This is a genomic window from Enterobacter cloacae complex sp. R_G8, from assembly GCF_024599795.1.
In the GTDB taxonomy this organism is placed as follows: Bacteria; Pseudomonadota; Gammaproteobacteria; order Enterobacterales; family Enterobacteriaceae; genus Enterobacter; species Enterobacter dissolvens.
Genome location: NZ_CP102246.1, coordinates 1,194,272 through 1,208,826, shown reverse-complemented (window position 1 = coordinate 1,208,826; position 14,555 = coordinate 1,194,272). Strand labels below are relative to the sequence as shown.

Annotated in this window: 15 protein-coding genes; 7 read left to right on the top strand and 8 right to left on the bottom strand. The window is 54.4% G+C overall.

The window, feature by feature from the left end; genetic code table 11:
- Positions 1-15: 15 nt before the first annotated feature.
- The 3 genes from truC to syd all read right to left on the bottom strand — a co-directional run bounded on the left by truC (position 16) and on the right by syd (position 2,304).
- Positions 16-801, bottom strand: coding sequence for a tRNA pseudouridine(65) synthase TruC (gene truC, locus NQ842_RS05800; RefSeq protein ID WP_047361410.1), 786 nt, complete (start codon positions 799-801; stop codon positions 16-18).
- Positions 798-1,127, bottom strand: coding sequence for a YqcC family protein (locus NQ842_RS05795; RefSeq protein ID WP_013098527.1), 330 nt, complete (start codon positions 1,125-1,127; stop codon positions 798-800). Before NQ842_RS05795 ends, truC begins: the two co-directional genes overlap by 4 nt.
- 631 nt (positions 1,128-1,758) lie before the next feature.
- The gene (gene syd / locus NQ842_RS05790; protein ID WP_014833102.1) at positions 1,759-2,304 is read right to left on the bottom strand and encodes a SecY-interacting protein; all 546 of its coding nucleotides are present in this window, start codon (positions 2,302-2,304) and stop codon (positions 1,759-1,761) included.
- A 69-nt stretch (positions 2,305-2,373) separates the two neighbouring features.
- Between syd and queF the strand changes: the two genes are divergently transcribed.
- From queF to xni, 5 genes are all read left to right on the top strand, one after another.
- The gene (gene queF, locus NQ842_RS05785; RefSeq protein WP_096927719.1) at positions 2,374-3,216 is read left to right on the top strand and encodes an NADPH-dependent 7-cyano-7-deazaguanine reductase QueF; all 843 of its coding nucleotides are present in this window, start codon (positions 2,374-2,376) and stop codon (positions 3,214-3,216) included.
- A gap of 116 nt (positions 3,217-3,332) precedes the next feature.
- Positions 3,333-4,697: a nucleotide 5'-monophosphate nucleosidase PpnN gene (ppnN, locus tag NQ842_RS05780; RefSeq protein ID WP_008499641.1), complete on the top strand. Its 1,365-nt coding sequence runs from the start codon at positions 3,333-3,335 to the stop codon at positions 4,695-4,697.
- Positions 4,698-5,207: 510 nt separating this feature from the next.
- On the top strand, positions 5,208-6,497 hold the full coding sequence (locus NQ842_RS05775; RefSeq protein ID WP_014833104.1) for an HAAAP family serine/threonine permease: 1,290 nt from the start codon (positions 5,208-5,210) through the stop codon (positions 6,495-6,497).
- 63 nt (positions 6,498-6,560) lie between these two features.
- On the top strand, positions 6,561-7,928 hold the full coding sequence (locus tag NQ842_RS05770) for an L-serine ammonia-lyase (protein ID WP_047361408.1): 1,368 nt from the start codon (positions 6,561-6,563) through the stop codon (positions 7,926-7,928).
- A 112-nt stretch (positions 7,929-8,040) separates the two neighbouring features.
- Positions 8,041-8,796 (top strand): flap endonuclease Xni, encoded by a 756-nt coding sequence (gene xni / locus NQ842_RS05765; protein WP_014833106.1) that lies wholly within the window; start codon positions 8,041-8,043, stop codon positions 8,794-8,796.
- A 42-nt stretch (positions 8,797-8,838) separates the two neighbouring features.
- Here the strand turns inward: xni and rlmM are convergent, their stop codons facing one another.
- The 4 genes from rlmM to NQ842_RS05745 all read right to left on the bottom strand — a co-directional run bounded on the left by rlmM (position 8,839) and on the right by NQ842_RS05745 (position 11,861).
- The gene (rlmM, locus tag NQ842_RS05760; protein ID WP_257256610.1) at positions 8,839-9,939 is read right to left on the bottom strand and encodes a 23S rRNA (cytidine(2498)-2'-O)-methyltransferase RlmM; all 1,101 of its coding nucleotides are present in this window, start codon (positions 9,937-9,939) and stop codon (positions 8,839-8,841) included.
- On the bottom strand, positions 9,932-10,327 hold the full coding sequence (locus NQ842_RS05755) for a DUF423 domain-containing protein (protein WP_003862756.1): 396 nt from the start codon (positions 10,325-10,327) through the stop codon (positions 9,932-9,934). Before NQ842_RS05755 ends, rlmM begins: the two co-directional genes overlap by 8 nt.
- A 39-nt stretch (positions 10,328-10,366) precedes the next feature.
- Entirely contained in the window at positions 10,367-11,284 is a 918-nt protein-coding gene (gene gcvA / locus NQ842_RS05750; protein ID WP_014833108.1) for a glycine cleavage system transcriptional regulator GcvA, read from the bottom strand.
- Between the two features lie 349 nt (positions 11,285-11,633).
- The gene (locus NQ842_RS05745; protein WP_008499648.1) at positions 11,634-11,861 is read right to left on the bottom strand and encodes a YgdI/YgdR family lipoprotein; all 228 of its coding nucleotides are present in this window, start codon (positions 11,859-11,861) and stop codon (positions 11,634-11,636) included.
- A 192-nt stretch (positions 11,862-12,053) separates the two neighbouring features.
- On the opposite strand from NQ842_RS05745, the gene csdA reads away from it, so the two are divergent.
- Positions 12,054-13,259: a cysteine desulfurase CsdA gene (gene csdA / locus NQ842_RS05740; protein WP_257256609.1), complete on the top strand. Its 1,206-nt coding sequence runs from the start codon at positions 12,054-12,056 to the stop codon at positions 13,257-13,259.
- Complete coding sequence (gene csdE, locus NQ842_RS05735) at positions 13,259-13,705, top strand: cysteine desulfurase sulfur acceptor subunit CsdE (RefSeq protein ID WP_125365615.1); 447 nt, start codon at positions 13,259-13,261, stop codon at positions 13,703-13,705. The genes csdA and csdE overlap by 1 nt, the downstream gene beginning before the upstream one ends.
- On the opposite strand, the gene tcdA is transcribed toward csdE, so the two are convergent.
- Positions 13,696-14,502, bottom strand: coding sequence for a tRNA cyclic N6-threonylcarbamoyladenosine(37) synthase TcdA (tcdA, locus tag NQ842_RS05730; protein WP_046889018.1), 807 nt, complete (start codon positions 14,500-14,502; stop codon positions 13,696-13,698). The genes csdE and tcdA overlap by 10 nt on opposite strands.
- Positions 14,503-14,555: the final 53 nt, after the last annotated feature.

Genomic DNA, 14,555 nt, shown 5'->3' with positions numbered 1-14,555 from the left:
GATGTGTTCCCTTAATTATTGCGCTTGCTGTTCATCCTGAACGTTGCCTGAGACAAACTCAACCCTTTCATTTTTGGGGAGTTGCCCCCGCCAGCCAAACTGTGACAGCGCCTGCATCCAGACATCATCCAGACCCGCATGGATCGTCAGCGGTTCACCGGTAAACGGGTGCGTCAGGCTCAGTTCGCTTGCGTGCAGCATCAGACGATCGCAACCAAAATGTTCGGCCGCGCTGCGGTTCTGCCGCAGATCGCCATGCTTGCTGTCGCCGATAATCGGATGACGCAAATGCTTCAGGTGTCGGCGGAGCTGGTGTTTACGCCCTGTTTTGGGCAATAGCTCAACCAGGCTGTAGCGGGTGGTGGGAAATTTGCTGGTTGCCACCGGCATTTCGGTGGTCGCCATACCGCGATACCCGGTTACCGCAGGTTGCGGACCTTTATCATCGCGGGCAAATTTATCGGCGATTTTGTCCAGCTCTTCCACCAGAGGATAGTCAAGCGTCGCGGCTTCTGTCAGCCAGCCACGCACAATCGCATGGTAGCGTTTCTGGATCTGATGCTGCTCAAACTGCTGCGCCAGCAGGCGACCGGCTTCGCTGGACAATCCCATCAGCAGTACACCGGAAGTGGGTCGGTCCAGGCGATGGGCGGTAAACACATGCTGACCAATCTGGTCGCGCACGGTCTGCATCACAACCACCTTCTCGTCACGATCCAGCCAGCTGCGATGCACCAGCCATCCCGACGGTTTGTTCACTGCCACCAGCCACTCATCCTGATAGAGGATCTCAAGCGTCATGCGTCATCACCGGCAAACAGCGCATCCAGCTTTTCCAGCTCAGCCAGCATGACAGCACGCGCCGGGTGGGTGGCCTCCAGCGCCATTTCATAGTAAGGCGAGACAGCAAACGCCTGCGGCAGCGGGTGTCCCCCTTCCAGCAGCGCATGCATACGGGGAATTAACACCCACTGAAGCCACTCAAACGGCGCCAGCGTATCCAGGCAGAACGGCTGGGTGCTTGCGAACGCTTCTGGCTGCGGCGCGGTCTCCTGCCACAGCTGATGTTGGCGCAAAAGAGCTTCGATGGCGTGCAACCGGGCACGAACGCTATCGTGTTGCGTCATAGTAACCTCAACTGAAAAAATGAACGGCGCGCAGCATAGCATTGCAGGCAGCAGAAATAAAAAAAGGGAGCACTGTAAAAACAGTGCTCCCGGTTCGTTTCGCAGCATTCCAGCTACAATTCATGCTCCCTGCTCATCCGTGACAACTTTTCCTGAAGCCCGAAGGCCTGGTCATCCGTAAACCTTTTGCATCCCGCGCACATCGTCCTGATATGTCTGTTTCATCCTGAAACGTCCTGGCCATCCTGACCCACCGTTCTTCCTGACCGGCTCTCGTTCTCCTTCCTGGAGGTGTCCCTTACGCATCCTGCGTTATCCTTTTGCTTCATCCTGAAGCCTTCCTGCAGCGCCATCCTGACGTGTCCAGTTTGAGTAACGCCATCATCCTGATGTTCGTTTCTCGTGTCGGCATCCTGTCGACAGAGATAGAATCCGCTATTCCGCTTCGTCTTACAACCCACCCTGTGAGGGTCGTAAGCTTAAGGATCGCAGGGATGATGAGTCAGAAACAGACTAATACCTTGATAGTTATAATAATATTATTCTTAATTCCGTAAGGTAATACTGAATGTTGCGGCGATCTCTCACAAACCGTGTAAGAGATCTCTCACACGCGCTGTAGCATGATGGATTACAGAAGCGGCTCAAGTCGGGTAAGGAAATCCGCAAGAGAGGGGGCGAGCGTCTCGCGATTGCGGGTGCCGATAGTCTCTTTGATCACCTCACCGGACAAGTTGCAGACGGAGATAACATCCAGTTCACTGTCCAGAGTGCCAATAAAGAGTGTCGGAGAAAGCTTAAGGCGTTTTTGCGTGACCAGATGACCAATCAGGTTTTCCTGAACACGCTGCAGATCGTCTTCGCTCCAGGTCTGCAACAGCGTCAGCGCCACATCACCAAAGCGGGCAGGCATATCCCCTGCAAACTGCGTGGTGTAAAACGCGTGAATCGCTGGTTGTACCACAAGGTCCATTGCGCGTTCAACCGCATTTACATTTTGCTCGCCACTCCAGGGCTGCGGTTGCCAGATAACGTAGTCATCCACCGAAGAGATAATGCAGGGCGACGGCACACCATATAAATCAGCACTTTGCGGCCACGTTTCGCGCGCATCATGCCAGGCGTCGCAGTAGCGGGTCGTGAAGGTCTTAAGGGCATTTGCAGTTTCGATATCCACCGATTTCTCTCTTCTGGTAAGACAGGATAAACTCAGCCCATAAGTGTACCTGTAAAGTGACTATGAAACATGTCTTACGAAAATCATCAGGCGTTAACCAGCTTAACGCTGGGCAAATCGACCGATTACCGCGACACCTACGATGCCAGCCTGCTGCAGGGTGTTCCACGCAGCCTCAACCGCGATCCTTTAGGATTACGTGCAGACGCGCTGCCGTTTGTCGGCGGTGATATCTGGACGCTGTATGAACTCTCCTGGCTTAATGCTCGCGGTCTGCCGCAGGTGGCGGTGGGCCAGGTTGAGCTGGACCACGCCAGCCAGAACCTGGTGGAATCCAAAAGCTTTAAGCTGTACCTCAACAGTTTTAATCAGACCAAATTCACCAGCCTGGAAGAGGTCCAGCGCACGCTGGAGCGTGATTTACGCGCCTGCGCCCAGGGCGACGTGAGCGTTGCGCTGTATCGCCTGAATGAGCTGGAGGGACAGCCCATCGCCCACTTTAACGGCACCTGCATCGACGATCAGGATATCGAGGTGGATAACTACGAATTCAGCACCGAGTACCTCGAAACTGCGGCGAGCGGGAAGATCGTGGAGGAGACGCTGGTCAGCCATCTGCTGAAGTCCAACTGCCTGATTACCCACCAGCCGGACTGGGGATCCGTGCAGATCCAGTATCGCGGCCCGAAAATTGACCGGGAAAAACTGCTGCGCTATCTGGTGTCGTTCCGTCACCACAATGAATTTCACGAGCAGTGCGTGGAGCGCATTTTTAACGATATCCAGCGCTTCTGTCAGCCAGAGACATTGAGCGTGTACGCGCGCTATACCCGTCGTGGTGGGCTGGATATTAACCCGTGGCGCACCAATACCGATTTTGTGCCTGCAACCGGTCGACTGGTGCGTCAGTAATATAAATATTTTCACAATATGGGCGAGTAATGAGGCGCTTTAGGTTGTGAAACGCCACACGCCAGGGCTATTGTAATCAACAGGGAATGACGATAATCGTCCCATAAGGAGCTCACTTGATTACACATATTAGCCCGCTTGGCTCAATGGATATGTTGTCGCAGCTGGAAGTGGACATGCTTAAACGCACGGCCAGCAGCGATCTTTATCAACTGTTTCGTAACTGTTCACTTGCCGTACTGAACTCCGGAAGCCTGACAGACAACAGTAAAGAACTGTTATCCCGCTTCGAAAGCTTTGATATCAACGTGCTGCGCCGCGAGCGCGGTGTGAAACTTGAAGTCATTAACCCGCCGGAAGAGGCCTTCGTCGACGGGCGGATTATTCGTTCCCTGCAGGCCAACCTGTTTGCCGTGCTGCGTGACATCCTGTTTGTTAACGGGCAGATCCACAACGCGGGCCGCTTCCAGCATCTTGACCTGGAAAGCTCGGTTCATATCACCAACCTGGTGTTTTCTATTCTGCGTAACGCCCGTGCCCTCCACGTTGGCGAAGCACCTAATATGGTCGTCTGCTGGGGCGGTCACTCGATTAACGAAACCGAATATCTCTACGCCCGTCGGGTGGGAACCCAGCTTGGTCTGCGCGAGCTGAATATCTGCACCGGCTGTGGTCCAGGCGCGATGGAAGCGCCAATGAAAGGTGCCGCCGTGGGTCATGCCCAGCAGCGATACAAAGAGGGACGCTTTATCGGCATGACCGAGCCGTCAATCATCGCCGCTGAGCCACCTAACCCGCTGGTTAACGAACTCATTATCATGCCGGATATCGAAAAACGTCTTGAAGCGTTTGTCCGTATCGCCCACGGCATTATCATCTTCCCGGGCGGGGTAGGAACGGCGGAAGAGCTGCTCTACCTGCTGGGGATCCTGATGAACCCGGCCAACAAAGATCAGGTTCTGCCGTTAATCCTGACCGGGCCGAAAGAGAGTGCCGACTACTTCCGTGTGCTGGACGAGTTTATCGTTCATACGCTGGGTGAAGCCGCACGTCGTCACTATCGCATTATCATTGACGATGCCGCAGAAGTGGCGCGTCAGATGAAAAAGGCGATGCCGCTGGTGAAAGAGAACCGTCGTGATACCGGAGATGCTTACAGCTTTAACTGGTCAATCCGTATCGCGCCGGATCTGCAGATCCCATTCGAGCCTTCGCATGAGAATATGGCGAACCTGAAACTCTATCCGGACCAGCCGGTGGAAGTGCTGGCCGCCGACCTGCGACGCGCCTTCTCCGGCATTGTGGCGGGTAACGTGAAAGAGGTGGGGATCCGCGCCATTGAGCAGTATGGCCCGTATAAGATCCACGGTGACCCGGAGATGATGCGCCGCATGGATGACATGCTGCAGGGCTTTGTCGCCCAACACCGCATGAAGCTGCCGGGCTCAGCTTACATTCCTTGCTACGAAATCTGTACGTAACGTTTCAATCGTTCATCTGAGGGCCGGGTCGCGTTCTGTCGCTACCCGGCTTTTTTTCGCATCAATTCATAGCCATCGCTTATACGATTTACAAACAGGCAGCGAACGCAAACGATTACCTGGATTTTGAAACCATAAATTATCAGCTTTAAAGCAAATTACTTATCAGAAAATCCTAAAACCCACCGTCTTTACAGCGTAAGACACCTATCTTAGGGGCCACTCTTTCAGGCCACATGTTGTTAATGGTAGCCTTCGCGCCCGTAAATTCTCTTTGATGTTTTTTTAACAGAGAAATGGTCTAAATATACCCACATCATGAGTGGATTATTGCATTTGGGATCGCGATCACTGATACATTCATAAGTAGAATGTATCTTTCCGCCCGCCAATAGTTACGGGTGAAAATTATTAAAAAACCGTCACTGAACGAATTTCATATTACCGTCAGGCATTTTTTCATCGGATTTGACTACAAACCTGACAATTTGCTTCCTCCAGGAGATACAGATGGAAACCACTCAAACCAGCACCGTTGCTTCGATTGAATCCCGAAGTGGTTGGCGCAAAACGGATACCATGTGGATGCTTGGCCTTTACGGCACAGCAATCGGCGCTGGTGTACTGTTCCTTCCTATCAACGCAGGTGTCGGCGGTCTGATCCCGCTGATCATCATGGCCATCATCGCGTTCCCGATGACCTTCTTCGCACACCGCGGTCTGACCCGCTTTGTGTTGTCTGGTAAAAACCCGGGTGAAGACATTACTGAAGTGGTTGAAGAACACTTTGGTATCGGCGCAGGTAAACTGATTACCCTGCTCTACTTCTTCGCGATTTACCCGATTCTGCTGGTTTACAGCGTGGCGATCACCAACACCGTTGAAAGCTTCATGACGCACCAGCTGCAGATGACGCCGCCACCGCGTGCCATTCTGTCTCTGATCCTGATCGTCGGTATGATGACCATCGTGCGCTTCGGCGAGCAGATGATCGTGAAAGCGATGAGCGTTCTGGTGTTCCCGTTTGTTGCCGCCCTGATGGTGCTGGCCTGCTACCTGATCCCACAGTGGAACGGTGCAGCGCTGGAAACCCTGTCCCTGAGCAGCGCATCTGCGACCGGTAATGGTCTGATGATGACCCTGTGGCTGGCGATTCCGGTGATGGTCTTCTCCTTTAACCACTCCCCGATCATCTCTTCCTTCGCCGTGGCGAAACGTGAAGAGTACGGTGCAGGCGCAGAGAAGAAGTGCTCCAGCATCCTGGCACGTGCACACATCATGATGGTGCTGACCGTGATGTTCTTCGTCTTCAGCTGCGTACTGAGCCTCTCCCCGGCGGACCTGGCGGCAGCGAAAGAGCAGAACATCTCTATTCTGTCTTACCTGGCAAACCACTTTAACGCTCCGCTGATTGCCTGGATGGCGCCAATCATCGCGATTATCGCTATCACCAAATCCTTCCTGGGCCACTATCTGGGCGCACGTGAAGGCTTCAACGGTATGGTGATTAAATCTCTGCGTGGTAAAGGCAAGAGCATTGAAATCAGCAAACTGAACAAAATCACTGCGCTGTTTATGCTGCTGACCACCTGGGCCGTTGCAACGCTCAACCCAAGCATCCTGGGCATGATTGAAACCCTGGGCGGCCCGGTTATCGCGATGATTCTGTTCCTGATGCCGATGTACGCGATTCAGAAAGTCCCTGCGATGCGTAAATACAGCGGCCATATCAGCAACGTGTTCGTTGTGGTTATGGGTCTGATTGCCATCTCTGCCATTTTCTACTCACTGTTCAGCTAATACCTCCAGCGCCGTCTTCGGGCGGCGCACTTCTCCTCTCTGACTGAAAGCAATGGACGCATCATGATTAGCGTATTCGATATTTTCAAAATCGGTATTGGTCCTTCCAGCTCTCACACTGTCGGACCAATGAAAGCCGGTAAACAGTTCACGGATGACTTGATTGCACGCGGTATTTTGCACGACGTTACCCGCGTGGTTGTCGATGTATACGGTTCCCTTTCCCTCACCGGTAAAGGCCACCATACCGATATCGCCATTATCATGGGCCTGGCGGGTAACCTGCCGGATACCGTAGATATTGATGCGATCCCTGGCTTCATCCAGGACGTTAATACCCACGGTCGCCTGCTGCTGGCAAAGGGTGAACACGAAGTGGAATTCCCGGTTGATCGCTGCATGAATTTCCATGCCGACAACCTGTCACTGCACGAAAACGGTATGCGTATTACCGCCCTGGCAGGTGACACCGCGGTTTACAGCCAGACGTATTACTCTATCGGCGGCGGGTTTATCGTCGACGAAGACCACTTTGGTCAAACCAATACCGCTTCTGTCGAGGTGCCGTATCCGTACAAAACGGCGGCGGATTTACAGCGTCACTGCCAGGAGACGGGCCTCTCCCTCTCTGGCCTGATGATGAAAAACGAACTGGCCCTGCACAGTAAAGCGGAGCTGGAACAGCACTTTGCTAACGTCTGGGAGGTGATGCGCGGCGGGATTGAACGCGGTATCACCACCGAAGGCGTTCTGCCCGGTAAGCTTCGCGTACCGCGCCGTGCAGCCGCCTTGCGCCGTATGCTGGTGAGCACCGACAAAACGACAACCGACCCGATGGCGGTGGTGGACTGGATCAACATGTTCGCCCTGGCGGTAAATGAAGAGAACGCCGCGGGTGGCCGCGTGGTCACCGCGCCAACCAACGGAGCCTGCGGTATTGTTCCGGCGGTGCTGGCGTACTACGACAAGTTTATCCGTGAAGTGAACGCGAACTCGCTGGCGCGCTATATGCTGGTCGCCAGTGCGATTGGGTCACTGTACAAGATGAACGCCTCCATTTCCGGCGCGGAAGTGGGCTGTCAGGGTGAAGTCGGCGTGGCCTGTTCCATGGCCGCAGCGGGTCTGGCAGAGTTGTTGGGTGCAAGCCCGGCGCAGGTATGCATTGCCGCCGAAATCGGCATGGAGCATAACCTGGGGCTGACCTGTGACCCGGTTGCCGGACAGGTTCAGGTGCCGTGTATCGAGCGTAACGCGATCGCCTCCGTGAAGGCAGTGAACGCCGCACGTATGGCGCTGCGCCGCACCAGCGAGCCACGCGTCTGCCTCGATAAGGTTATCGAAACCATGTACGAAACCGGTAAAGATATGAACGCCAAATACCGTGAAACCTCTCGCGGTGGTCTGGCAATGAAGATCGTCACCTGCGATTAAGCCGCTCAGGAAGCCTCGTTTTGCGAGGCTTCTTCCTGTTTTTCCTCACGCTATTCGTTTCATCCTGCCGACAGTGATACCCTTTAGCCATTAGAGTTAAGGGAGAATATCTGTGGCTGTTCATTTGCTTATCGTCGACGCGCTCAACCTGATTCGCCGGATCCATGCAGTGCAAGGTACGCCCTGTAAGGACACCTGTCTGCACGCGCTGGAGCAACTTATTCGCCACAGCGAACCGACGCATGTCGTGGCCGTGTTTGATGACGAGGCGCGTAATTCCGGCTGGCGACATCAGCGTTTGCCGGACTATAAAGCCGGACGCGCCCCGATGCCGGACGATTTGCATTCAGAAATGCCGATGATTCGCACGGCATTTGAACAGCGCGGCGTGCCCTGCTGGGGCGCCCAGGGCAATGAAGCCGACGATCTGGCGGCGACGCTTGCGGTCAAAGTGGCCAGCGCCGGGCATCAGGCAACCATTGTATCGACGGATAAAGGCTACTGTCAGCTGCTCTCTCCCACTATCCGCATTCGTGATTACTTCCAGAAACGCTGGCTCGACGCCCCGTTTATTGCCAGTGAATTTGGCGTCTCGCCTGAACAGCTTCCTGACTACTGGGGGCTGGCGGGGATCAGCAGTTCTAAGGTGCCGGGCGTTGCCGGTATTGGACCCAAGAGTGCCGCACAACTCCTGACGGATTTTCAGGATCTGGAAGGGATTTACGCCCGGCTCGATGAGGTCCCGGAAAAATGGCGCAAGAAGCTGGAGGCACATAAAGAGATGGCCTTTATCTGCCGGGATGTGGCGACGTTACAGACGGATTTACAGCTGGACGGGAATTTGCAGCAGTTGAGGTTAGAGCGTTAAGAGTCCCCTCTCCCCGTTGGGGAGAGGGTTCGGGTGAGGGGCCTATCGCTCGTCGCGACGCCCGCCCACGGCCGCCCACCAGCGACGAATATGCACCGTCACCTCTTCGCGGTCGTGATACAGCTGACGCGCCTGGATCTCCACGTTAATGCCGTGTTCATCCAGTTGCTGCTGAATATAGGCCAGGTTCTGAGAGACCTCCTCATAGCGCTTTTTCATTGGCAGCTTCAGGTTAAAGATGGTCTCACGGCACCAGCCGTTCACCACCCAGGAGGCCATCAGTGCCGCCACTTTCGCTGGTTTTTCCACCATATCGCACACCATCCAGGAGATGTTATTGCGGGTTGGACGATAGCGGAAACCGTCTTCACGCAGCCAGGTGACCTGCCCGGTGTCCATCAGGCTTTGCGCCATCGGGCCGTTATCAACAGACGACACCCACATGTTGCGTTTCACCAGCTGATAGGTCCAGCCCCCCGGGCATGCCCCGAGATCGACCGCGTACATGCCGTTGGCCAGACGCTCATCCCACTCATCCGCCGGAATAAAGACGTGAAACGCCTCCTCCAGCTTCAGGGTTGAACGGCTCGGCGCATCAGCCGGGAACTTCAGTCGTGGGATCCCCATAAAGAACGGAGAGTTGTTGTTGGTGTAAGAGTAACCGGTGTAGCAGCAGCCCGGGGCAATAAAGAAGATATGCACCACCGGACGCTTTGGCGTTTCGTAATTTGTCAGCACGCCGGCATCACGCAGCGCCGCGCGCAGCGGTACGGTGAACTTACGGCAGAACTTCATCAGCTCTTTGCTTTCGTTGGTGTCGGCCACCTCAACGCGCAAATCACCGCCCTTCTCGACCACGCCCTGCAGCATGCCCACAATCGGGGTGATGCGATCTTCTGGCGGAAGATCTTTCAACAACTCACCCGCGACAAACATCTGGCGCGCAAAGATCAGTGAGCTGAACGGCAGCTCGCGTGCCAGCTTATCCGCATCGTCAGGCTGGTAGCATTCGAACACCACATAGCCCGCATTATCCTTAACGCGCGCAAAACCGAAGACTTCTCGCTTCGCCGCTTTATCCGTAATTTCCGCGGCGCACTCTTTCTCAAACCCCGGGCGACAATATAAAACAACCTTATTCATGAACAACGCCCTTGCGTTTCAGACGGATAGCTCCGATAAACATTAATACCCACCCTGCCAGGAAGCTGACGCCGCCGACAGGTGTAACAAACGCCCACAGGCGCAAATGCGAGAGTGCAAGGCAGTAAAGGCTGCCGCTGAACAGCACCGTGCCCAGCGCCAGGAATACACTGCTCCAGTAAAACCAGATGCTGATCCGGCGCTGCATCGCCACCGCCAGCCCAAAAATAGCCAGGGTATGGAACGCCTGATATTCAAGGCCGGTCTGGATCCAGCCCATCTCAACGACGCCCAAAGACTTGCTTAAGACATGTGCGCCAAAGGCGCCCAGTGCAACAAAAATAAAGCCACTCACCGCGGCAAAAATCAGCATGAATCGGCTGGTCATGTTTCAGTCCTAAAGTAATGCGTGCCCGGCACACAAAAGTTATTGTTCATACCTGAAGCGGAATTTTTCTTGCTCGCTCGCCGCTTTCGCCAGTATCCACTGCCGGAAAGCGGCTATTTTACCCAGTTCTGCCTGACTGTCATGACAAACCAGATAAAACGCATTCTTGCTGACCAGTACATCATTAAAAGGGCAAACCAGACGGCCAGCCTCAATTTCGGACTGCGCCATGACGTTGTTCGCCAGCGCCACGCCCTGTCCGTGAATGGCAGCCTGTAGCACCATCGCACTGTGGCTAAAAATGGGCCCCTGCTGCACGTTTATATGATTAAGACCTAATTGACGGGTATAAGTTTGCCAGTCGCGGCGAGAAGCATCGTGTAATAGCGTATGTTGTGCCAGATCGGCGGGCGACTTTAACGCTTTATCACCTGTTAAAAGCAGCGGCGAACAGACCGGTAGCAGATATTCTGCGTATAATTTCTCGACACGCAAGCCTGGCCAGTTACCGCGACCATAAAAAATGGCGACATCCACATCGTCCGCCAGTTTGTCTTCCTGACGATCCACGGCCTGGATCCGAACGTCAATTCCCGGATAAGCTGAGTTAAAGCTTGAGAGTCTGGGCACCAGCCACTGAATGGCAAAACTGGGCAATAAACTTACCGTTAGTGCGCCTTTTGCACTCCTCGCCTGCAGCTTACGCGTGGCTTCCGTGAGCTGGGAAAAAATCTCTTTAATATCCTGAAAATAGCTCTGCCCCTCTTCCGTCAACAACAGTGAACGGTTGCGCCGGCGGAACAGCTTGAGGCCCAGAAAATCCTCCAGGGACTTGATTTGGTGACTTACTGCGGCCTGTGTCACAAAAAGCTCATCTGCTGCACGGGTGAAGCTCAGGTGACGTGCTGCTGCATCAAAAACGCGTAATGCATTAAGGGGTGGCAATCGCTTGGACATGGTTATCTGGCTTAGATGTTAACGAGATTTAACAAATAGGAAACAACGTTTAACCTATTAGTTTTTTTTATCTGAGCCATTATAATTTGTCCGTTGAGGAACTACCAGCAAATACCTATAGTGGCGGCACTTCCTGAGCCGGAACGAGAAGCTTTTTTTGGAATGCGTGTTCTGAAGGGCTTTTGGCTTACGGTTGTGATGTTGTGTTGTTGTGTTTGCAATTGGTCTGCGATTCAGACCACGGTAGCAACGCTACCAATTTTTCACTTCCTGTACATTTACCCTGTCTGTCCATAGTGATTAATGTAGCACCGCCAATTTGCGGTGCTTTTTTTTGCTTATCGATCTGTTAATGCTCGATCTCTTTCATCTCTTTCACGTCCGTGCGGTTAATCTGCTGCTTGTTCCCGTTAGCATCTTTATATGAAATCATCCCGGTATCGTTATCGGTTGTCGGTTTCCCTTCCGAAACAATGGAACGACCATCGTTAGTGTGCATGACGTAGTTGTTACCAGAACAGGCGCTCAGGGCAAAAGTAAACGCACAGGCAGAAATGATTGCAGCTGTCTTATTCATGATTCTTCTCCTTTAGCAATTAATGCTATTCAAACCTCGATTTATAACAGGCTAAAACATCCGCCTAACACTATTTAGCATAACCTGCTTTTTCAGGGGCATAGTGATAAGCAGACTATTCCGATAGAGATCATCCGCCTTGCCGTGGCGCGGAAATTGCGCGACGATCTCTGTAATGAGATGAGGAATTCCATGAACGCTTTCAGTCCTGCGCAGTTTCGCGCACAGTTTCCGGCGCTGGCCGATGCCGGTATTTATCTTGATAGCGCTGCCACCGCCTTAAAGCCACAGGCGGTGATTGAGGCAACGCAGCAGTTCTATAGCCTGAGCGCAGGCAATGTGCATCGTAGCCAGTTTGCCGAGGCCCGGCGCTTAACCGCTCGCTATGAAGCCGCACGCGATCAGGTTGCACGCCTGATCAATGCCGACAGCGGAAAAAACATCGTCTGGACACGAGGCACCACCGAAGCCATTAACATGGTGGCCCAGTGCTATGCCCGCCCCCTGCTCCAGCCAGGAGACGAAATCATCGTCAGTGAGGCGGAACATCACGCCAACCTGGTACCCTGGCTGATGGTGGCAGAACAAACCGGGGTACGGGTGGTGAAACTCCCGCTGGGGGCAGACTATCTGCCGGACGTGGCACGTTTACCGGAGCTGATTACACCGCGCAGCCGCATTCTGGCGCTTGGACAGATGTCGAACGTCACCGGTGGCTGCCCGGATTTGGCACAGGCTATCCGCATCGCGCATGCCAGCGGCATGGTGGTGATGATCGACGGTGCGCAGGGTGTGGTCCATTTCCCGGCCGATGTGCAAAAACTGGATATCGATTTTTATGCCTTCTCAGGACATAAGCTTTACGGACCAACCGGTATTGGGGCGTTGTACGGTAAGCCTGAGTTGCTGGCGCAAATGACGCCGTGGCTCGGTGGCGGCAAGATGATCACAGAAGTCTCTTTCGAGGGCTTTAAAACGCAGGACGTTCCTTACCGTCTGGAAGCAGGAACGCCGAACGTGGCGGGCGTCATTGGCCTGAGCGCCGCCCTCGGATGGCTCGCTGAAACGGACATTGTCCAGGCTGAAAGCTGGAGCCGGGGTCTGGCGACGCTGGCTGAAGAGGAGCTTAAAAAACGTCCTGGCTTTCGTTCGTTCCGCGTGCAGGACTCTAGCCTGTTAGCTTTTGATTTTGCAGGCGTACACCATAGCGACATGGTGACGCTGTTGGCCGGATATGGCATTGCCCTGCGTGCCGGACAGCATTGCGCCCAGCCGCTGCTGGCGGCACTTGGCGTGAGTGGTACACTGCGCGCCTCGTTTGCGCCTTACAATACCCAAAGCGATGTCGACGCACTGATTTCCGCGGTTGACCGCGCCCTTGAACTCCTGGTGGATTAATGACTAGCTCTGCTTTAGCCGGACACCCGTTTGGCACAGTGATCACAGAAGAAACGTTAAAACAGACCTTTGCGCCGCTCACGCAATGGGAAGATAAATATCGTCAACTGATCCTGCTGGGTAAGCAGCTTCCGGCCCTTTCTGACGATCTTAAAGCACAGGCAAAGGAGATCGCGGGGTGCGAAAACCGCGTCTGGCTTGGGTTCAGCGTATCCGGAGAGAAACTGCATTTCTTTGGCGACAGCGAAGGACGCATCGTTCGCGGGCTGCTGGCGGTGCTGTTAACCGCCGTCGAGGGTAAAAGCGCGGCGACGCTACTGGCGCACTCGCCGCTGACCCTGTTCGATGAACTGGGTTTGCGCGCGCAGCTGAGCGCCTCGCGCGGCCAGGGCCTGGTCGCCCTTAGTGAAGCGGTACAGGACGCCGCCCGTCAGGCTCAGGCCTGACGTTCCGCCTTCGCCATCATCTTCTTCAGGGCGTGAGATACCGCCACAAAGCCAAAGGAGGCGGTCACCATGGTGGCCGCACCAAATCCTGAGGCGCAATCCATCCTTTTAGGCCCTTCCGCCGTGCTTTTCATGGCACAGACCGAGCCGTCAGCCTGCGGATAAACCAGCGCTTCAGTCGAGAAAACGCAGTCGACGCCCAGCTTACCTTTGCTGTTTTTCACCACGTTGAAGTCGCTTTTCAGCCGTTCACGCAGTTTGGCCGCCAACGGATCCTGAATGGTTTTCGCCAGATCGGCCACCTGGATCTGCGTTGGATCAATTTGTCCGCCCGCGCCACCGGTGGTCACCAGTGGCACCTTGTAACGACGACAGTACGCAATAAGCGCCGCTTTTGGACGCACGCTATCAATCGCGTCAATCACGTAGCTGTAGCCTCTGCTCATGTAGTCAGCGACATTATCTGCCGTCACAAAATCATCAATCACCGTGACCCGACATTCCGGGTTGATCAGGCGGATACGCTCTGCCATGACCTCAGATTTTGCCAGGCCGACGTTGTCACGCAGGGCATGGATTTGACGGTTGGTGTTGGTGACGCACACGTCATCCATATCAATCAGCGTGATTGCGCCAATACCGGTTCTCGCCAGCGCTTCTGCCGCCCACGAGCCCACACCACCAATGCCCACGACGCAGACATGCGCATCCGCAAACAGCTGCAGGGCTTTTTCACCATAGAGACGTGCCGTACCGCCAAAACGCTGGCGCCACGCGTCGCTGATTACCACAGACATAAAACCTCAGATGTAAAAAGGGTGAGGTTTTTCCTCACCCTGAACAGTAATCC

Bases quoted from the DNA above. Each gene is read 5' to 3' on its own strand.
- csdA (WP_257256609.1), top strand. From the start codon at position 12,054: ATGAACGCTTTCAGTCCTGCGCAGTTTCGCGCACAGTTTCCGGCGCTG.
- NQ842_RS05775 (WP_014833104.1), top strand. From the start codon at position 5,208: ATGGAAACCACTCAAACCAGCACCGTTGCTTCGATTGAATCCCGAAGT.
- NQ842_RS05755 (WP_003862756.1), bottom strand. From the start codon at position 10,327: ATGACCAGCCGATTCATGCTGATTTTTGCCGCGGTGAGTGGCTTTATT.
- NQ842_RS05745 (WP_008499648.1), bottom strand. From the start codon at position 11,861: ATGAATAAGACAGCTGCAATCATTTCTGCCTGTGCGTTTACTTTTGCC.
- tcdA (WP_046889018.1), bottom strand. From the start codon at position 14,502: ATGTCTGTGGTAATCAGCGACGCGTGGCGCCAGCGTTTTGGCGGTACG.
- truC (WP_047361410.1), bottom strand. From the start codon at position 801: ATGACGCTTGAGATCCTCTATCAGGATGAGTGGCTGGTGGCAGTGAAC.
- queF (WP_096927719.1), top strand. From the start codon at position 2,374: ATGTCTTACGAAAATCATCAGGCGTTAACCAGCTTAACGCTGGGCAAA.
- gcvA (WP_014833108.1), bottom strand. From the start codon at position 11,284: ATGTCCAAGCGATTGCCACCCCTTAATGCATTACGCGTTTTTGATGCA.
- NQ842_RS05770 (WP_047361408.1), top strand. From the start codon at position 6,561: ATGATTAGCGTATTCGATATTTTCAAAATCGGTATTGGTCCTTCCAGC.
- rlmM (WP_257256610.1), bottom strand. From the start codon at position 9,939: ATGAATAAGGTTGTTTTATATTGTCGCCCGGGGTTTGAGAAAGAGTGC.
- csdE (WP_125365615.1), top strand. From the start codon at position 13,259: ATGACTAGCTCTGCTTTAGCCGGACACCCGTTTGGCACAGTGATCACA.
- NQ842_RS05795 (WP_013098527.1), bottom strand. From the start codon at position 1,127: ATGACGCAACACGATAGCGTTCGTGCCCGGTTGCACGCCATCGAAGCT.